This window comes from Actinomadura sp. NPDC048394, assembly GCF_040651755.1.
Lineage (GTDB): Bacteria > Actinomycetota > Actinomycetes > Streptosporangiales > Streptosporangiaceae > Spirillospora > Spirillospora montaniterrae.
In genome coordinates this window covers 1-18643 of sequence record NZ_JBEZJL010000097.1, presented here as the reverse complement: position 1 = coordinate 18643, position 18643 = coordinate 1, and the positions used below count along the sequence as shown (strand labels likewise).

General features: G+C 75.4%; 16 protein-coding genes. 10 read left to right on the top strand and 6 right to left on the bottom strand.

Annotated elements, in window-relative coordinates:
* Nucleotides 1–123 precede the first annotated feature (123 nt).
* Nucleotides 124–744 carry a TetR/AcrR family transcriptional regulator gene (locus tag AB0C78_RS44330; protein WP_360760553.1) on the top strand — a complete coding sequence of 207 codons (621 nt, stop codon included), beginning with the start codon at nt 124–126 and terminating at the stop codon, nt 742–744.
* Between the two features lie 31 nt (nt 745–775).
* Here AB0C78_RS44330 and AB0C78_RS44325 read toward each other — a convergent pair whose 3' ends face one another.
* Complete coding sequence (locus AB0C78_RS44325) at nt 776–1714, bottom strand: PaaX family transcriptional regulator (protein WP_360760550.1); 939 nt, start codon at nt 1712–1714, stop codon at nt 776–778.
* Between the two features lie 107 nt (nt 1715–1821).
* On the opposite strand from AB0C78_RS44325, the gene AB0C78_RS44320 reads away from it, so the two are divergent.
* The 3 genes from AB0C78_RS44320 to AB0C78_RS44310 all read left to right on the top strand — a co-directional run bounded on the left by AB0C78_RS44320 (nt 1822) and on the right by AB0C78_RS44310 (nt 3900).
* Nucleotides 1822–2613, top strand: coding sequence for an IclR family transcriptional regulator (locus tag AB0C78_RS44320; protein WP_360760547.1), 792 nt, complete (start codon nt 1822–1824; stop codon nt 2611–2613).
* A gap of 121 nt (nt 2614–2734) precedes the next feature.
* Nucleotides 2735–3757 carry an aromatic ring-hydroxylating dioxygenase subunit alpha gene (locus AB0C78_RS44315; RefSeq protein ID WP_360760544.1) on the top strand — a complete coding sequence of 341 codons (1023 nt, stop codon included), beginning with the start codon at nt 2735–2737 and terminating at the stop codon, nt 3755–3757.
* Nucleotides 3754–3900 carry a hypothetical protein gene (locus AB0C78_RS44310; RefSeq protein WP_192808960.1) on the top strand — a complete coding sequence of 49 codons (147 nt, stop codon included), beginning with the start codon at nt 3754–3756 and terminating at the stop codon, nt 3898–3900. Before AB0C78_RS44315 ends, AB0C78_RS44310 begins: the two co-directional genes overlap by 4 nt.
* Before the next feature lie 27 nt (nt 3901–3927).
* Here the strand turns inward: AB0C78_RS44310 and AB0C78_RS44305 are convergent, their stop codons facing one another.
* From AB0C78_RS44305 to AB0C78_RS44295, 3 genes are read right to left on the bottom strand one after another with little or no spacing between them, the layout of a single operon-like run.
* Complete coding sequence (locus AB0C78_RS44305) at nt 3928–5565, bottom strand: ABC transporter permease (RefSeq protein WP_360760542.1); 1638 nt, start codon at nt 5563–5565, stop codon at nt 3928–3930.
* On the bottom strand, nt 5562–6479 hold the full coding sequence (locus tag AB0C78_RS44300) for an ABC transporter ATP-binding protein (protein WP_360760540.1): 918 nt from the start codon (nt 6477–6479) through the stop codon (nt 5562–5564). The genes AB0C78_RS44305 and AB0C78_RS44300 overlap by 4 nt, the downstream gene beginning before the upstream one ends.
* Nucleotides 6480–6491: 12 nt before the next feature.
* Nucleotides 6492–7187 (bottom strand): TetR family transcriptional regulator, encoded by a 696-nt coding sequence (locus AB0C78_RS44295; protein WP_360760537.1) that lies wholly within the window; start codon nt 7185–7187, stop codon nt 6492–6494.
* A 143-nt stretch (nt 7188–7330) separates the two neighbouring features.
* Between AB0C78_RS44295 and AB0C78_RS44290 the strand changes: the two genes are divergently transcribed.
* The 3 genes from AB0C78_RS44290 to AB0C78_RS44280 all read left to right on the top strand — a co-directional run bounded on the left by AB0C78_RS44290 (nt 7331) and on the right by AB0C78_RS44280 (nt 12858).
* Nucleotides 7331–8395, top strand: a complete 1065-nt coding sequence (locus tag AB0C78_RS44290) for an iron chelate uptake ABC transporter family permease subunit (protein ID WP_360760535.1) — start codon at nt 7331–7333, stop codon at nt 8393–8395.
* The gene (locus AB0C78_RS44285) at nt 8392–9417 is read left to right on the top strand and encodes an iron chelate uptake ABC transporter family permease subunit (RefSeq protein WP_360760532.1); all 1026 of its coding nucleotides are present in this window, start codon (nt 8392–8394) and stop codon (nt 9415–9417) included. The genes AB0C78_RS44290 and AB0C78_RS44285 overlap by 4 nt, the downstream gene beginning before the upstream one ends.
* An 81-nt stretch (nt 9418–9498) precedes the next feature.
* Nucleotides 9499–12858, top strand: a complete 3360-nt coding sequence (locus AB0C78_RS44280; RefSeq protein WP_360760529.1) for an amino acid adenylation domain-containing protein — start codon at nt 9499–9501, stop codon at nt 12856–12858.
* A gap of 66 nt (nt 12859–12924) precedes the next feature.
* On the opposite strand, the gene entS is transcribed toward AB0C78_RS44280, so the two are convergent.
* Nucleotides 12925–14175, bottom strand: a complete 1251-nt coding sequence (entS, locus tag AB0C78_RS44275; protein ID WP_360760526.1) for an enterobactin transporter EntS — start codon at nt 14173–14175, stop codon at nt 12925–12927.
* Nucleotides 14176–14254: 79 nt separating this feature from the next.
* Here entS and panD point away from each other — a divergent pair, with 79 nt between their 5' ends.
* Together panD and AB0C78_RS44265 are read left to right on the top strand one after the other, a co-directional pair.
* Nucleotides 14255–14662 (top strand): aspartate 1-decarboxylase, encoded by a 408-nt coding sequence (gene panD, locus AB0C78_RS44270; RefSeq protein ID WP_360760524.1) that lies wholly within the window; start codon nt 14255–14257, stop codon nt 14660–14662.
* A gap of 3 nt (nt 14663–14665) precedes the next feature.
* A complete protein-coding gene (locus AB0C78_RS44265) occupies nt 14666–16264 on the top strand; it encodes an AMP-binding protein (protein ID WP_360760522.1) in 1599 nt (532 codons plus the stop codon).
* A gap of 75 nt (nt 16265–16339) precedes the next feature.
* Here the strand turns inward: AB0C78_RS44265 and AB0C78_RS44260 are convergent, their stop codons facing one another.
* Nucleotides 16340–17650 (bottom strand): salicylate synthase, encoded by a 1311-nt coding sequence (locus AB0C78_RS44260; protein WP_360760519.1) that lies wholly within the window; start codon nt 17648–17650, stop codon nt 16340–16342.
* A 142-nt stretch (nt 17651–17792) separates the two neighbouring features.
* Here AB0C78_RS44260 and AB0C78_RS44255 point away from each other — a divergent pair.
* Nucleotides 17793–18643: condensation domain-containing protein (locus AB0C78_RS44255; protein ID WP_360760516.1), on the top strand; the 851-nt coding region annotated here is incomplete at its 3' end.

The following is an 18643-nucleotide window of genomic DNA, read 5'->3' as shown; positions in this document are numbered from 1 at the left end:
GGCCGGCGGCTGGCCTCGCCGCGGGCGTGACGTGGCGGGGCGTGCTTCTGGAACACTGGAACGCGCCGCCGTGCGACCCGGACCAGCGGGCGCGGCAGGCGAAGAGGGCGCGGACAGGGAGACATGGGCGAGCGGGTACGGGTGCGCAAGGACCGTGACGAGCGGCGCGAGCAGATCCTGGTGTGCGCGCGGGAGCTGTTCAGCGAACGGCCGTACGAGGAGGTCTCCAACACCGAGATCGCGGCGGTGGCGGGCGTCAGCCGGGGCCTGCTGAACCACTACTTCGGCACCAAGCGCGAGCTGTACCTGGCGGTCGTGGAGCGGATGCTGCACATCCCGCCGGTGCCGGTGCCCGCCTACGAGCCCGGCGCGAGCGTCCGCGAACGGGTGACCGAGAGCATCACCGGCTGGCTGGAGCTGCTGGAGCGCAACGCCGGCACCTGGCTCGTCGCGCTGGACATGGCGGCCGGGACGGCGGGCGACGACGAGCTCGCCCGGCTGGTGGACGCGGCGCGGGAGGGCGCGGTCGACCACATCACCGAGGTGGTGGGGCTGTCCCGGCTCGCCGCCGAGCATCCGGAGGTGCGCTCGGCGCTGCGCGGGTTCAGCGGGATGGCGGAGGCCGCCACCCGCGAGTGGCTGCGGCACGGCCGGCTCACCCGGCCGCAGGTGCACCTGCTGCTGGAGGACACGATCATGCATCTGATCGAGGAGACCGTGCCGAGGATGACGGCGCGGGCCTGAGCCGCGGCGGAGGCCTGAGCCGCGGCGGCGGTCAGACCTCGATGCACTCCATGGCCGCGTCGGCGATGCCGCGGGCCGGCGCCTCCCAGCGGCGGCGCAGCTCCATCACCACCCGCTGGCCGCGGACGGCGGGCCAGCCGTCCGGCAGGTGCTCCACCGGCAGCCGCGGGTCGGCGCGGACGAGCTCCAGCCACTCGGCGGACATCCACAGGTAGCGGGCCAGGTCGTCGGGTGCGCCGGGCAGCGGCTCGGGGCGGTCCCAGCGGCGGAGGAAGGCGCGGTGGCCGGCGGCGAGGGGGCCGAGGTCGAACGCCTCGCGGAGCATCGCCGGGACGTCGGTCGGCGCCTGCGCCGGGCCGGTGAACACCTTGAGGCGCCCGTCCAGGCCGAGCCCGTCGACGAGCGCGGGGACGTCGACCGGCGACGGCGCGATCCAGGTGCCGTTGCCGAGCGACCCGAAGCCCGCCCAGCCCAGCCGGGCGCGCAGGTCGTGGCGGACGCGCCGCCAGGACTCCGGCAGCGAGAACGCCAGCACGGTCCACATCCCGTCCCAGTCGGTGTTCAGCACGCCGCGCCGCCAGACCCGGTCCTCGCCGTCGAGCAGGATCGCCTCGGAGCGCGGGGTGAGGCCGAAGTGCATCCGGCGGCCCGCGCGGTGCCGCGCCAGCAGCCCGCGGTCGACCATGCGGGCCAGCGTCGAGCGGACGGCGTGCTCGCCGACGCCGAGCCGGGCGAACGCGTCGATGAAGCTGCCGGAGAACACCGCGACGCGGCGGCCGAGCACGTAGTTCCCGAGGTAGGTGAGCATCAGCGTCCGGGGCCTGAGCCGTGGCGGCGCCGCGCCGCCGTCCGGGGCGTCGCCGCCGTCCGGGGCGTCCACCGCCGCGTGGGCTCCTCGTCCCATCCGCTCGGCTCCCGTCGTCCCGCCGCGCAGCGCGGCCCGGGCGTCCGGGACCTCGATGTTCGGCACAAGCTTGACCGCCGTGAAGTATACGCCTAACTTCAACGTGACGCCCCGAGAGGACGGCCCGCATGCGCCACGAAGGACCTGGCGCCCGGCCGGCGGAGCACCGAGCCGTGACCGCCGCGCCCGGGCGGCGCCCCACCGTGACCAGCCGGGTCCTCGGCATCCTCGGCGCGTTCACGCCGGAGCGCCCGGCGCTGACGATCACCCAGATCGCGCGCCGCGCCGGGCTGCCGCTGTCCACCGCCCACCGGCTCGTCGGCGAGCTGGCGTGCTGGGGCGCGCTCGAACGCGACGACGCGGGCCTCTACCGCGTCGGGCTGCGGCTGTGGGAGGTCGGCGCGCTCGCGCGGGGGCCGGCGCTCCGCGAGGCGGCGATGCCGTTCCTGGAGGACCTGTACGAGGCCACCCACGAGAACGTGCACCTCGCCGTCCTGGACGGCCTCGACGTCGTCTACATCGAGCGGATCTCCGCCCGCGACGCCGTGCACGTGTTCTCCCGCGTCGGCGGCCGGTGGCCGGCGCACGCGACCGGCGTCGGCCTCGCCATGCTCGCGCACTCCGGCCGCGACCTGCAGGAACGGGCGATCGCCGGGCCGCTGCGCCGGTTCACGCCCCGGACCATCGCCACCGGTCCCGAGCTGCGCCGCGTCCTGGCGGAGGTCCGCCGCACCGGGGCCGCCGTCAGCGACGGACAGGTGGAGACGTTCGCGATGTCGGTCGGCGCGCCCGTGTTCGGCCCGGACGACGCGGTGGTGGCGGCCGTCGCGGTGGTCGTCCCGGCGTCCGGGTGGGAGGCGCGCTCGCTCGTCCCCGTGGTGCGGGCCGGCGCCCGCGGCATCTCGCGGGCCCTCGGCGCGCCGCGCGCCCTGCGGCCCCCGGAAACGGCGATGCGCGAGGTGTGACCCGTCCGGAGGCCGCGCCGGCGGGTTCTTCCGTTGGACGGAATCGGTGTGGCCCGGCCTCGCGGGCGGCGGTGATGGTCGTCTCCACGGTCCTTCCTTCGTCCACCCCGAGGAGCAGCCCATGGCCATCGCACGCAACCAGTGGTACGTCGCCGCCTACAGCGAGGAGGTGGGCGAGGGCCTGCTCGCCCGGACGATCTGCGGCGAGCCGCTCGTCATGTACCGGACGGGAGCGGGGGAGGCCGTCACGCTCGCCGACCGGTGCGTGCACCGGCGCTTCCCGCTCTCGCGCAGCAACCGCGACGGCGACCGGATCGTCTGCGGCTACCACGGCTTCACCTACGCGCCCGACGGGGCGTGCGTCGCCGTACCGGGTCAGACCCGGATCCCGCGCACCGCCCGCGTCCCCGCCTACCAGGTCGTCGAGCAGGACTCGCTGGTCTGGGTGTGGATCGGCGACGGGACGGGCGACGCCGCCGCGATCCCGCGCGCCCCCTGGCTGACCTCGCCGGACTATGTGACCGTCCGGGGGATGGAGCCGCTCGCCGCCCGCTACGAGCTGCTCGTCGACAACCTGCTCGACCTGTCCCACGAGACGTACCTGCACGCCGGGTACATCGGCACGCCCGAGGTCGCGCAGACCCCGATCACCACGGAGGTCGACGACGAGGCCGGGATCGTCTACGTGAGCCGCCGCATGAAGGACGTCGAGTGCCCGCCGTTCTACGCGAATTCGACCGGGATCGAGGGCCGCATCGACCGGTGGCAGGACATCGAGTACCACCCGCCGTGCTTCTACCTGCTGCACAGCCGGATCGCGCCGACCGGCGTGGAGCCCGGCCCGGACGGCGACGACCCGCGCGCGTTCCACGTGGAGGTCGGCTACGCGATCGTCCCGGAGACCGATACGACCACCCACGACTTCTGGTGGGTCGCCCGCGACTTCGCGCTGGACGACGCGGACGTCTCGCGGTTCCTGCACGACAGCAACCGGACCGTCGTCCTCCAGGACGTCGAGGCGCTGGACGTCCTGGAGACGGTGATCGCCGCCGAACCGGAGGGCTACCAGGAGCTGTCCATCAACATCGACACCGGCGGGCTGGCGGCCCGGCGCGTCCTCCAGCGGCTCACGGGCGCGCGATGAGCGCGGGCCGCCTGCGGGTGGAGTGGTCGCCGGGCTCGGACCGGCTCACCGGCATCTGCCACTGCGGCGCCCGGTGCACCGCCGAGGACCCGGCCGCCGTCTGGGCGTGGCTGCTCTCCCACCCCGACCACGACGCCTCCTGAGACCCCGGGGGCTCCGCGCCCCCGGGCTCAGCAGATGTCGCGGCGCCGGAAACCGAGCAGCGCCACCGCGGCGACCGCGACCGCGACGGCGGTCAGGGCGGCGACCGGCAGGACGTCGAAGCCGCCGCCGGGCAGCTTCGGCGTGTGCGTGAACGGCGAGACGTCCATGACCGCCTGCGGCAGCTTCAGCAGCGGCCCGACCTGCCCGAGCAGCAGGCAGGCGGCCAGCACGCCCCAGCCGGCGGACGTCGCGCGGGGGAGCAGGCCGAAGATCAGCGCGGTGACCGCGGCGACGACCCACACCGCCGGCAGCTGCACGAGCGCGGCGCCGAGCTGCCGGGGGAGCTGGCCGCCCAGGTCGTGCGAGCGGGCGCCGTGCACCAGCCCGACGGCGAGCCCGCTGGCGCCGAGGAGGGCCACGGTGCCCGCGACGGTGACGGCGAGGCCCGCGAGGGCCCAGCGGGTCCGGCCGACGGCGGCCGCGAGCACCGGCTCGAGGCGCCCGGCGCTCTCCTCCGCCCGCATCCGCAGCACGCTCTGCACCGCGTAGGCCGACGTGAACAGGGCCATGAGGCCCATGGCGGTGGCGAGGAACGCGTCCGCGAGATCCTGCTGCCCGCCCATCTTGCGGATGTCGTCGAGGACGGCGTCGCTGCCGTTGACCAGGTCGCCGACGCCGTCGGCGACGCCGCCGATGGCGAGCCCGTACACCAGGAACGCGACGGACCAGCCGAGCAGCGAGCCGCGCTGCAGCCGCCACGCCAGGGCGAGCGGGCCGCGCAGCGACGCGGCGGCCCGGGCCGGGCCCGGCGAGGGGGCGATGATCCCGGCGCCGAGGTCGCGGTGCCCGGCCAGCAGGTAGGCGGCGGCGACAAGGACCGCGAACGCCAGCAGGGGGAGCAGCAGCACGGCCCAGTGCTCGCCAGCGTGCGGCCGCACCCGCTGCGCCCAGCCGATCGGCGACAGCCACGACACCCAGTGCGCGGACCCGGCGTCCGCCACGCCCCGGACCAGGTACGCGGCGGCGAGGACGGCGAACGCCAGCCCGTTGGCCAGCCGGGACGTCTCGGCGAGCTGGGCGGTGACGGCGGCGACCCCGGCGAACACCAGGCCCGCCCCGAACCAGGACAGCCCGAACGCGACCGACCCCGCGGCCGGCAGCCCGAAGAGCAGCATGACGATCGCGGCCAGGGACGCCGCGGTCGCGGCGGCCGTGACGGCGGTGGCGAGCGCGGCGGCCAGCGGCGCGCGGCGCCCGACGGCGGCGGCGCCGACCAGCTCCAGCCGGCCCGTCTCCTCCTCGGCGCGCGTGTGTCGGACGACGAGCAGCACGCACATGACGGCGGTGAGCGCGGCGCCGGTCGTGCCGACGCGCCACGCGCTGACGCCCGCGGCGGTGTGGTCGTTCAGCACCGGCCCGTACAGTGCCCGCATGGACGGGTTCCCGTCGATGCCGCGCGCGAAGCTCTCCAGCGACGCGGGCGAGTCGTACCCGTTCTTGAAGCTGTACACGGTGCTGGCGACCAGCGCCGTCAGCACGTAGATCCAGGACGGCATCATGATGCGGTCGCGGCGCAGCCACATCCTCAGCAGCGTGCCCGCGCCCGCGAGGCCGCCCTCCGCGCGGGCGGCCCGCGCGCCCGGGCGCAGCGTCGTGGCGGTCATGCCACGCCGCCTTCCTGCAGCGCCCGCCCGCCGTGGTCGTCCTCGTAGTGCCGCAGGAACAGCTCCTCGAGCGTGGGCGGCCGGCTGGTGAGGGACCGGACGCCGATCTCGGTGAGCTGCCGGAGCGCGGCGTCCAGCTCGGCCGTCTCGACCTCGAAGGAGATGGTGTCGCCCTCGATGCGCACGTCGTGCGCGCCGGGAAGCGGGACGCCGTCGGGCGGCCCGGCGAGCTCCGCGCGGATGGACGTGCGGGTCAGGTGGCGCAGCTCGGCGAGCGTGCCGGTCTCCACCGTGCGGCCCTTGCGGATGATGGTGACGCGGTCGCAGAGCGCCTCCACCTCGCTGAGGATGTGGCTCGACAGCAGGACCGTCCGCCCGGCGCGCCGCTCCTCCCGCACGCACTCCTGGAACGCCTCCTCCATGAGCGGGTCGAGGCCGGACGTGGGCTCGTCGAGGATGAGCAGCTCCGCGTCGGACGCGAACGCCGCGACGAGCGCGACCTTCTGCCGGTTGCCCTTGGAGTAGGCGCGGCCCCGCTTCTTCGGGTCCAGCTCGAAGCGGTCGAGCAGGTCGGCGCGGCGGCGGTCGTCGAGCCCGCCGCGCAGCCGCCCGAGCAGGTCGATGACCTCGCCGCCGGACAGGTTCGGCCACAGCGTCACGTCGCCGGGGACGTAGGCGAGGCGCCGGTGCAGGGCGGTCGCGTCGCGCCACGGGTCGCCGCCGAGCAGCGCGGCGGTCCCGGCGTCGGCGCGCATCAGCCCGAGCAGGACGCGGACGGCGGTGGACTTCCCGGCGCCGTTCGGGCCGAGGAAGCCGTGCACCTCGCCGGACGCCACGCGCAGGTCGAGCCCGTCGAGCGCGCGCGTCCGGCCGAACGTCTTGACCAGGCCGTCGGCCCGTACAGCGTCAGTCATCCCAGCCTTCTTTCATGGGCCTTCCTCGGTGGGGGCGCCGTCCCCGGCGCGGGCGGCGCGCCCGAACTCCCCGCTCTCGTACGCGCGCATCGCGGCGCGGGCGCGCGCCGCGAGCTCCGGGCTGAGCAGGCGGTCGTCGAAGATCTCGAACAGGGCGCGGCGCAGCCGCAGCGAGCCCTCGGGGGTGAAGGTGTCGACGCCGAGCACCCGCGACAGGTGCTCGTGCAGGACCTCCATCCCGATCGTCATCGCGACGAGGGCGGCGGAGTAGGCGTGCACGTCGGTGGTGGCGGGCGCGTTCACCCCGGGCGGCAGGTCGGAGGCGAAGTAGGTCTCGGTGGTGTCGACCAGGTCGTCGAATACCCGCGCCGCGGCGGGGGAGCCGTCGACGAGAGCGCGGGCGAGGTAGCGGCGCACCGGCAGGTCGATCCGCATCGCCTTCGCCAGGAATCCCGGGTCGCCGATCCCGTCGATCTTCTCGGCGCTGAGCCGGTGGATCGTGTCGAGCGCGTAGGCGTCGCACGCCTCCCGGAGTTCCTGCTTGGAGCCGAAGTGGTGCTGGACGAGCCCGACCGAGACGCCGGCGGCTTCGGCGATGCCGCGGAACGTCGCGCCCTTCATCCCGTGCTCGGCGAACATCTCCAGCGCCGCGTCCCTGATCCGCGCGCGCGCCGTCAGGTCCTCCGCCGCCGGGCCCGTCTCCGTCACGCCTCCGCCTCCTCCCATACAAACGTTCAGCTTCCAATATGCATGTATACCATACGCGTGTATTGGCGTTGGACGCGAGGGGCCCGGCCGGGGAATCGGGAGGGGTGGAAGCGGCGAGTTAGCTTAGGCTAGCCTTATTAACCGTGCTGTCCCTCGCGCGGAGAACCCCCCGCACACCCCCGGCGAAGGAGGCCGCCGCGCCCCCCGTCCGGCGTCCGGCGGCCCGCTGGGCCGGGCTCGGCGCCCTCGCCGTCCTCCTGCTGCTGGCGGCCGCGGCGAGCCTCGCCGTCGGCGCCGAGCACGTCCCGATCGGGAAGGTCGCCCCCGCCGTCCTCGCGCCGGACGGGTCGCGGGACGCGCTGATCGTGCACGACCTGCGGCTCCCGCGCACCCTCCTCGGGCTCGGCGTCGGCGTCGCGCTCGGCCTCGCCGGCGCGGTGATGCAGGCGCTCACCCGCAACCCCCTGGCGGAACCGGGCCTGCTCGGCGTGAACGGCGGCGCCGCCCTCGCCGTCGTCATCGTCATCGGGGCGTTCCGCGCCGACGACGTCCTGGTCTACGTGTGGGCGGCGTTCCTCGGCGCGGCGGGCGCCGCGGTGCTCGTCCACACGATCGGCGCGCGCGGGCGCGGCGGCACCTCGCCCGCGCGGCTGGTGCTCGCCGGCGCCGCCGTCAACGCCGTGTTCAGCGCGCTGACGGCCGGGCTGATGCTGCTCAGCCCGCGCGCCTTCAACGGCTTCCGGTTCTGGCAGGTCGGCACCCTCGCCGGGCGGGACACCGCGGTGCTCGTCCGCGTCCTGCCGTTCATCGCCGCCGGGACGGTCCTGGCGCTGCTGCTGGCCCGCCCGCTGAACGCCCTCGGCCTCGGCGACGAGGCGGGCCGCGCGCTCGGCGCGCACCCCGGCCGGACGCGGGCGCTCGGCGCGGTCGCGGTCGTGCTGCTGTGCGGGGCGGCGACCGCGGCCGTCGGGCCGATCACGTTCCTCGGCCTCGCCGTCCCGTACGCCGTGCGCGCGCTCGTCGGGCCCGACCAGCGCTGGGTGCTGCCGTACTCGCTGCTCCTCGCGCCCGTCGTGCTCCTCGCCGCCGACGTCGCCGGACGCGCCGTCGCCGCGCCCGGCGAGCTGCAGACCGGGATCGTCACCGCGTTCCTCGGCGCGCCGCTGTTCATGCTGATCGTCCGGCGCGGAAGGACGCGGGACCTGTGAGCCGGGTGGTGCGCGCGGGCGGGGTGTCGGTGCGGTGGGAGCCGCGGGCGGCGCTGGTGTGCGGGCTGGTGGCGCTGGTCGCGGCGGGCGCCGCGGTGCTCGTGGTCGGCTCCGGCGAGTTCCCCGTCTCGCCCGCCGACGTGGTGCGCTCGCTCGCCGGGCAGGGCGACCAGGCGACCGGCTTCATCGTCCGGACGCTGCGGCTGCCGCGCGCCGTCACCGGGCTGCTGGCCGGGCTGGCGCTCGGCATGAGCGGGGCGATCTTCCAGAGCATGTCCCGCAACCCGCTCGGCAGCCCCGACCTCATCGGCTTCACCACCGGGTCGGCGACCGGCGCGCTGCTGCAGATCCTGGTGTTCGGCGGCGGCGCGGTCGCGATCACGGTCAGCTCGGTCGCGGGCGCCTTCCTCACCGCGGCCGCCGTGTACCTGGTCGCCTACCGGCGGGGCGGCGGCGTGCACGGCGTCCGGCTGGTGCTGATCGGCGTGGCCGCCGCCGCGATGCTGGAGGCGGCGAACTCCTACCTCATCACCCGCGCCGAACTGCGCGAGGCGTACGAGGCCGCGTTCTGGCTGACCGGGAGCCTGAACGGGCGAGGCTGGGCGCAAGCGACGCCGCTCGCGGTCGCGCTGGCGGTGCTCGTCCCGGCGGCGCTGCTGCTCGCGCGCCCGCTCGGGATGGGGGAGATGGGTGACGACGCGGCGCGCGCGCTGGGCGTGCCCGTCCAGCGGACGCGCGCGCTGCTCATGGTCGTGGGCGTCGGCCTCGTCGCGGCGGCGACCGCGGCGGCGGGCCCGGTGCCGTTCGTCGCGCTCGCGGCGCCGCAGCTGGCGCGGCGGCTGACGCGGCGTCCCGGCGCGCAGCTGCTGCCCGCCGGGCTGACCGGCGCCGCGCTGCTGGCCTGCGGCGACCTGATCTCGCTGCACCTGCCGGTGGCGATGCCGGTCGGGGTGGTGACCGGCGTGCTCGGCGGCGCCTACCTGGCCTGGCTGCTGCTCACGGCGGGCCGCCGCGCTGCCTGACGGCCGCCGCGGCCGCGCCCCGCGTTGACGGCCGACCGGCGATCAATTTAGGTTAGCCTTACCTAAGTTGAGGGGAGTTCCGTGCTGACCCGAGAAGAGCTGCACGCCGCGCTGACCGACGTGCTGGGCGAGGACGCAGGGCCGGGCGACAATCTCATCGAGCTCGGGATGGACTCGATCCGCCTCATGCAGCTGACCGGCCGGCTCCGCCGCCGCGGCGTCGAGGTGCGCTTCGCCGAGCTGGCCGAGCGGCCCACCCTCGCCGGCTGGTGGGATCTGCTCGCCGAGCGCGGCCAGATGGAGGCCCGCCCGCCCGAGCCCGCCCCGGAGCCGGACGAGGGGGAACCGGACGGCCCGTTCCCGCTCGCGCTCATGCAGCACGCGTACTGGATCGGCCGCGACTCCGGCCAGTCGCTCGGTTCCGTCGCCGCGCACCTGTACGTCGAGCTCGACGGCCGCGCCATCGACCCGTCCCGGTTCGAGGCGGCCGTGCGCGCGCTCGCCGAACGCCACCCGATGCTGCGCGCCGCGTTCGGTGACGACGGGACGCAGCGGATCCTGCCGGAGCGTCCGGGGCCCGCCGTGACCGTCCACGACCTGCGGGCCTCCGCCGATCCCGGCGCGGAGCTGGACCGGATCCGCGCCGAGATGTCGCGGCAGCGGCTTCCCATCGAGGACGGCCGCGTCTTCGACGCCCGCCTCAGCCTGCTCCCCGACGGGACCGCCCGGCTCCACCTCGACGTCGACATGGTCGCCGCCGACGCGATGAGCTACCGCGTCATGCTGGCCGACCTCGCCGCGCTCTACGAGCGCGAGTCCCTCGCCCCCATCCGGTACGGCTACGCCCGCTACCTCGCCGACGACCCGCGCGCCGCCGCCCGCGAGCGGGACCGGCGGTGGTGGGCCGAGCGGCTCGCCGGCCTGCCCGGCCCGCCCGAACTGCCGGTCGTCCCCGAACCGGGCGACGAGGTCGAGCGCCTGCACCACTGGCTGCCGCCGGAGGGCAAGGCCCGGCTCATCGCCCGCGCGCACGCGGCGGGCGTCACGCCGGCGATGGCGCTCGCCGCCGTGTTCGCCGAGGTCATCGGCGCGTGGTCGGCGACGCCGCGGTTCCTGCTGAACCTGCCGCTGTTCCACCGCGAGCCCGTCCACCCGGACGTGGACTCCGTCGTCGGCGACTTCACCGGCTCGATCATGCTGGAGGCCGACCTCACCGAGGAGCTGCCGTTCGTCGCGCGCGCCCGCGCCCTGCAGGCGAACCTGCACACCGCCGGAGCGCACAGCGACTACTCCGGCCTGGAGGTGCTGCGCGACCTGTCGCGGCTGCGGGGCGAGCAGGTCCTCGCCCCGATCGTCTACACCAGCGCGCTGAACCTCGGCGAGCTGTTCGGCGACGCGGTCCGCGAGCGGTTCGGCGAGCCCGCCTGGATCATCTCGCAGGGCCCGCAGGTGCTGCTGGACGCGCAGGTCACCGAGGTGTCCGGCGGGCTGCTGCTGAACTGGGACGTGCGCCGCCCCGCGTTCCCGGACGGCGTCGCCGAGGCGATGTTCGCCGCCTACACCGCCGCGATCGCCCGGCTCGGCGCGGACGGCGCCGACTGGGACGCGCCGCTCGGCATCGGCGCGCCGCCGGAGCAGCTGCGCGTCCGGCACCGCCTCAACGCGACCGAGGCCCCGCCGCCCTCGACCCTGACCAAGGGCTTCTTCGAGCACGCCCGCCGCACCCCGGACGCCCCCGCGCTGCACTGGGGCGACGACGGCACCCTCACCTACGCCGAACTCGCCGACCGGGCGCTGCGCATCGCGTCCGCCCTGGTCGTGCAGGGTGTCCGCCCGGGGGACCGGGTGTCGGTCGAGCTTCCCAAGGGGCCTGGCCAGGCCGCCGCCGTGCTCGGCGTCCTCGCGGCGGGCGCCGCCTACGTGCCGATTGGCCCCGAGCAGCCGGCCGCGCGCCGCGAGAGGATCCGCGCGAGCGCCGCCGTCGCCGCGTCCGTGACCCCGTCCTTCGAGCCCGCCTCCGAACCACTGCCCGAACCGGTCGCGGTCCGCCCCGACCAGGTCGCCTACGTGCTGTTCACATCCGGCTCGACGGGCGAGCCAAAGGGCGTCGAGGTGTCGCACGGCGCCGCGATGAACACCATCGGCGACCTCGTCGACCGCTTCGCCATCGGTTCGGACGACGTCACCCTCGGCGTCTCCGCCCTCGACTTCGACCTGTCGGTGTTCGACCTGTTCGCCCCATGGACGGCGGGCGGCGCCGTGGTCATCCCGGACGAGGACGAGCGGCGCGACGCCGCCCGGTGGAACGCCCTCGCCGAACGCTGGTCGGTGACGGTGCTGAACAGTGTCCCGTCCGTGCTGGAGATGCTGCTGCGGACCGGGCCCGTCCCGTCGCTGCGGCTGGTGCTGCTCGGCGGCGACTGGGTCGGGACGCACCTGCCCGGGCTGCTCGCCGAGCGCGCGGCGGGCGCCCGGTTCGTCGCGCTCGGCGGCACCACCGAGACCGCGATCCACTCCACGGTGCAGGAGGTCGCGGGGGAGGTCCCGGCCGACTGGCGCGCCGTCCCGTACGGGGTGCCGCTCGGCGGCGTCGCCTGCCGGGTCGCCGACGACCTGGGTCGCGACCGCCCCGACTGGGTCGCGGGCGAGCTGTGGATCGGCGGCGCGGGCGTCGCCGACGGCTACACCGGCGACCCGGAGCGCACCGCCGACCGGTTCGTCGTCCGCGACGGCGTCCGCTGGTACCGGACCGGCGACCTCGCCCGCTACCGCCCGGACGGCACGCTGGAGTTCCTCGGCCGCCGCGACCACCAGGTGAAGGTCCGCGGCTTCCGCATCGAGCTCGGCGAGGTCGAGGCGGCGCTGCGCGACCACCCGGCCGTGGAACGCGCCGTCGCGCTGCTCGCCGGGAACCGGCTGTGCGCGGCCGTCACGCCCGCCGACGTTCCCGCCGACGCGGTGCTCGCGCACGTCCGCGACCTGGTGCCGCCGCACATGGTGCCGGAGGTGCTCGTCCCGGTCGCCGAGCTGCCGCTCACCGCGAACGGCAAGGTCGACCGCAAGGCGCTCGCCGCGCTCGCCGCCGCCGGGGCCGGGGAGGACGCCGCCCCCTACGCCGAGCCCGCGACGTCCCTGGAAAGGGTGCTGGCCCGGATCGCCGCCGAGGTGCTGGGGAGGGAGCGCGTCGGCGCGGACGCCGACTTCTTCGCCCTCGGCGGCGACTCCGTCCTCGCGACGACCGTGGTCGCGCGGCTCCGCGAGGCCCTGGACACCTCCGCCCTGCCGGTGCGGGTCCTGTTCGCCGAGCGGACGATCGCGCGCATCGCCCGCCGCTTCACCGAGCTGGAGGACGAGCCCGGCCGCCTGGAGGCCGTCGCCGCGATCTGGCTGGAGATCGACGCGATGTCCGACGACGAGGTCGAAGCCCACCTCGCCGGCTGACCCGATCCCGCTCACGTGCGGCGAGTCGTCGCCATGAGGCGTCCCATGGCGACGATTCGCCGCAGGTCAACGTTCGGGGGCGGGGTCCGGGGTGAGGGTGGCGGTGCGGAGGGTCGTGAGAGTGAGGGCCAGGATCAGGGCGAGGACGGCGCTGACCGTGCCGTAGACGACGATCGCCGAGCCCGGGGCCATGTAGCGGCCGAGGGCGCCGGCGCCGAGCGACCCGATGGCGGACCCGCCGGTCTCCTGCGCCGCCCACAGGGAGTTCACGCGGCCGAGATGCGAGTCGGGGGTGTGCGACTGGATGAGGCCGTACCGCAGGATCTCCTCGACGGACGCGGCGAACCCGTACCCGAACAGGATCGCGACGGCGAGCGCCGGATGGCGGGCCAGGCCGGTGCACGCCAGCAGCACGAACCCGGCGACCGACGCCGCGAGCAGCGCGAGGCCGGGAACCCGGACCGACCCCGCCCACCCGCTGGTGACGGAGGCGAGGACGGCTCCGCACGCGGGCGCGGCGTACAGCAGCCCGACCGTGGTGGGGCCGCCGCCGAGGCCGCGCTCGGCGAACGCCGGCATGAGCACGGGGATGCCGCCCGCGACCATGAACAGCAGGCCGAGCAGCATCAGCGAGCCGACGACGCGGTGCGAGGCGACGAACCGCACCCCGCCGCCGATCGACTTCAGCGGGTGCGCGTCCGTCTCGTCGCCGCGTGCGGGCTCCAGCGCCGGCAGCGACGTCAGCAGCCCGAGCGTGCCGAGGGTCCCGGCGGCGGCCGCCGCGTAGTTCCAGCCGACGCCGAACGCCGACACGACGAGGCCGCCGAGCGCGGGCGACAGCATCGACCCGAGCCGGACGGTCAGCGCGTTCAGCGCGCCGGCCGCGACGAGCTTGTCCGGGCCGACGAGCGCGGGCGTCGCGGCGAGCAGCGCGGTGATCGCGACGCCGGTGGCGAGCCCGTCCCACGTGGCGAGGACGTACAGCGCGGCGGACGACGGGGACGGCAGGAACGCGTTCAGCGCGAGCAGCGCGAACGCGATCCCGGAGGCGGTGCGGGCGCGCAGCATCAGCCGCCGCCGGTCCTGCCGGTCGGCGAGGACGCCGCCCCACAGGAACCCGGCGAGCAGCGCGAGGCCCTCGGCGGCGGAGACGGCGCCGACCTGCACGGTCGAGCCGGTCAGGTCGTAGACCTGCACGGGGACGGCGACGGCCAGCATGCCGATCCCGAAGACCGAGACGGTGCGGGCGATGAACACGTTGCGGAACGGCCGGCTGTCGCGCAGCGGGCCGATGTCCAGGGCGAGGCGCCGGAGCATCGTCGGGGGTTCTCCTCGGATGGGGGAGTAGCTAAGGTAAGCCTATCCTTAGTTGATCGTGAGAGAAGGGGCCCTCCCGGTGCAGCGCACGCTGATGAACGGAAAGATCCACCGAGCGACCGTGACCCAGGCCGACCTGCACTACGTCGGCTCGCTGACGATCGACGCCGGGCTGATGGAGGCGGCGGGCATCGTCGAGGGCGAGCAGGTCCACCTCGTCGACATCACCAACGGCTCGCGGCTGGTCACCTACGCCATCACCGGCGAGGCGGGCAGCGGCGTCATCGGCGTGAACGGCGCGGCGGCGCGCCTCGTCCAGCCCGGCGACCTCGTCATCATCATCACCTACGCCGCCCTCGACGACGCCGAGCTCGCCGCGCACGAGCCGCGCGTCGTGCACGTCGACGCCGCGAACCGGATCGTCGCGCTCGGCTCCGACCCCGCCGAGCCCGTCCCGGGCACCCCCGCCCAGCTCGCCGGGCGCTGAGCCATGCCGGACACCACTCCGGCCGTCATGGACGGCTTCACCCCCTGGCCCTCCGAGCTCGAAGAGCGCTACAAGGCGGAGGGCTACTGGAACGACCGGGTCCTCGGCGACGTCCTGCGCGGCGACCCCGGCCGGACCGCGCTCGTCGCCGGCGGCGACCGCCTCACCTACGCCGACCTCGACCGGCGCGCCGAACGGACCGCCGCCGGATTCCTGCGGCTGGGCGTCCGGCGCGGTGACCGCGTCGTCGTCCAGCTGCCCAACACGGCCGGCTTCGTCGTGGCGTTCCTGGCGCTCGTGCGGATCGGCGCGGCGCCCGTCCTCGCGCTGCCCGCGCACCGCGAGAGCGAGATCCGGTACCTGTGCGAGCTGGCCGAGGCCCGCGCCTACGTGTGCGGCGAGACGGACGCCGGCTTCGACTACCGCGCGATGGCCCGGACGCTGCCCGTCGAGCACGTCGTCGTGGACGGCGACGCCCAGGAGTTCACCGCCCTCGCCGACCTGGACGCCGAGCCCGTGGAGTATCCGCGTCCCGATCCCGCCGACGTCGGCGTGCTGCTGCTGTCGGGCGGCACGACGGGGCTGCCGAAGCTGATCCCGCGCACGCACCGCGACTACGTCTACAACCTGGAGGCCAGCGCCGAGCTGTGCGGCTTCGACCGCGACACCGTCTACCTCGTGGTGCTGCCCGCCGCGCACAACTTCGCGCTCGCCTGCCCCGGGCTGCTCGGCGTGTTCGCGACCGGCGGGACGGTGGTGCTGGCGCCGTCCGGGTCGCCGGACGACGCGTTCCCCCTCATCGAGCGCGAGCGCGTCACCGCCTGCGCCGCCGTCCCGCCGATCGCGCTGCTGTGGCTGGACGCGGCGACCTGGTCCGGGGACGACCTGTCGTCCCTCGAACTCCTGCAGGTGGGCGGCGCGAAGCTGGCCGCCGAGCGCGCGGCGGAGGTACCGGGCGTCCTCGGCTGCCGCGTCCAGCAGGTGTTCGGGATGGCGGAGGGCCTGCTGAACTTCACCCGCCTCGACGACCCGCCCGGCCTCGTCGAGCGGACGCAGGGCCGCCCGCTGTCCCCGGCCGACGAGATCCGGATCGTGGACGCCGACGGCAGGACGGTCGCGCCGGGCGAGGTCGGCGAGCTGCTCACCCGCGGCCCCTACACGCTGCGCGGCTACTACCGCGCGCCCGCGCACAACGCCCGCGCGTTCACGCCGGACGGCTACTACCGCACCGGCGACCTCGTCCGCGAGCTGCCGTCCGGGCACCTCGTCGTGGAGGGCCGCGAGAAGGACCAGATCAACCGGGGCGGCGACAAGGTGTCCGCGGAGGAGCTGGAGGACCACCTCCTCGCGCACCCGGCGATCCACGACGCGGCCGTCGTCGGCGTCCCCGACCCGATGATGGGGGAGCGGACCTGCGCGTTCCTCATCCTCCGCACCGCCGCGAAGGCCGCGCCGCCGACGCTGCGCGACATCAAGGACTTCCTCCGCGACCGCGGCCTCGCCGCCTACAAGTGGCCCGACCGCCTGGAGACCGCCGACGCCTTCCCCCGCACGCCGGTGGGCAAGGTCAGCAAGAAGGCCCTAGCCGCGCGCCTGCGGTAACCGACAAGCGCCGCCCTCGCGGAGACTTCCGGGAGGGCGGCGCGCGCCGTATGCGGGTCGTTCAGGGGAGGTCGTTCAGGGGAGAGGGACGACGTACGGGGAGATGCTGGAGAGCTTCTCGCAGGTCTCCTCGTACTCGCGGTCGGGCGTCGAGCCACTGACGATGCCGGCGCCGGCGCGCAGCCAGGCCCGACCGTCCTGGTTGTAGAGCGCGCGCAGGACGAGCGCCGAGTCGAGGGCGCCGGTGTGCGACACGGCGGCCACCGCGCCCGCGTACAGGCCGCGGCGCTCCTCCAGCCCGCCGATCGCCTCGATCGCGTCGGCCTTCGGGATGCCGGAGGCCGTCACGCCGGGGAACAGCGCGTCCAGCGCGTCCCAGCAGGTGCGGCCGGGCGCGAGGACGCCGCCGACGCTGGAGCCGAGGTGCTGCACGCTGCCGCGCTCCTTCACCGTCATGAACCCGGTGACGTGGACGGAGTCCGGGTCGCACACCCGGTACAGCTCCTCTTGCGACGTGCGGACCGACACGGCGTGCTCGAAGATCTCCTTCGGGTCGGTCTCCAGCTCCTTGCGGGTCCGCGCGTCGGCGTCGCCGCCGAACCCGAACGCGCGGGTGCCGGCGAGCGGCTGCGTCATGACGCGCCCGTCCTCGTCCACGCTCGCGAGGACCTCCGGGCTGAACCCGGTGGCCTGGAACCCGCCGAGGTCGAGCAGGAACGACCGCGCCGGGGTGTTCGCGGCACGCCCGCGCGCGTACGTGGCGACGACGTCCACCGGGTAAGGGACGTCCAGCCGCCGGGACACGATGACCTTCTGGTAGCGGCCCGCCGCGATGTCGCCGACGGCGCGGGCGACGCGCGCACGGTAGACGTCGCCGCCCTGCCGCACGTCGACCGGCGACGGCGCCGGGAGGCGGGACGGGACGTCCGCCGCCAGCAGGTCCGCGACGCGCTCGACGTCGCGGGGGTCGGTGCCGGTCACGCGGGCCTCGCCGTCCTCCACGTGCACCTCGACGCGCGGGACGACGAAGTGCGCCAGGCGTCCGGACGGGCGGGCCGAGGCGAACTCGAACGCGATCCAGCCGTAGGCGTTCCAGGCCGGGAGCGGCGCGGCGGCGAACGCGTCGCGCAGCGCGTCGGCGGGGCTTGCGGTGCGGGGCGCGCTCGCCGGCTCGCGGTCCGGCCAGCGGGTGTGCACGGCGCCGGCGTCGAGGACGACCTCGCCGCGGACGCCGCCGGCGAACGTCCAGCGTCCGGGCCGCTCGTAGACGACGTGGTCGGTGAAGAGTCCGGACCCGGCCAGCCGGGTCATCAGGTCGAGCGGCGCGCGGGCGGCCTCGACCACCCGTTCCGTGGGCTTCTCGTCAGTGCGCAGACCGGGGGACAAGGCAGTGGGCTCCCTTGGGTGAAGACGTCCGGCTCTGTCGGGATGCGAGCCGAAAACTTAGGTAAGGCTAACCTTGTGCGATTTTGATAGGCAAGGCTAACCTAACTTCTGCTGATCAAGCCGACGACGAAAGAGCTGAGGCGTGCAGGAGCAGACGACGACGGCGGCGCGGAGCCCGGAGCGGCGACGCGAACTGATGCGGCGGATGATGGCGGAGGCCGGGCTCCCGGCGGACCGCCCCGGGCCCGGTGCCGGACGCCCCGCCCCCCGCGAGAACGCCGGCCCCGCCCCCCTGTCCTACGCGCAGCAGAGCATGTGGCTGCACCACCGCGCCTTCCCGGCGAGCCCCGCCTACAACGTGTGCCTGCTCGTCCGCATGTCCGGCCCGCTCGACGCCGCCGCGCTCCGCGACGCGCTGCGCGGCCTCATCCGCCGCCACGCCGTCCTGCGCACCGTCTACGCCGACGGGCCCGGCGACGGCGCCGTCCAGATCGTCACCGGCGACGACTCGCTCGACCTCGCCCCGGTCGACTGCGCCGACCCCGACGCGCGCGCCGCCGAACTCGCGGCGACGCCGTTCGACCTGCGCGCCGAGCGGCCCGTCCGGCTGGAACTGCTGCGCACCGGCGCGGACGAGCACGCGCTGGTCCTCGTCGTCCACCACATCGCCTGGGACGGCATGACCTGGGGCTCGATCTCGCGGGACCTGTCGGCCCTGTACCGCGCCGCCGTGACCGGCGAGCCGGACGGCCTCCCCGCGCTGGACGTGCAGTACGCCGACTTCGCCGAATGGGAGCAGAAGCGGCCCCTCGCCGAGGACGACCTGGCCTACTGGCGCGGCCGGCTCGACCCGCCGCCCCCGCCCCTCGACCTGCCCGCCGACCGGCCGCGCGCCGCCGCCAGCGGCCCCGCCTGCCCGACGACCTGCTCGAACGCCGGCTGCACGCTGGTCTGCGTGATCGCCGCGTGGTTCGCCAGGAACGGGCCGCGGTC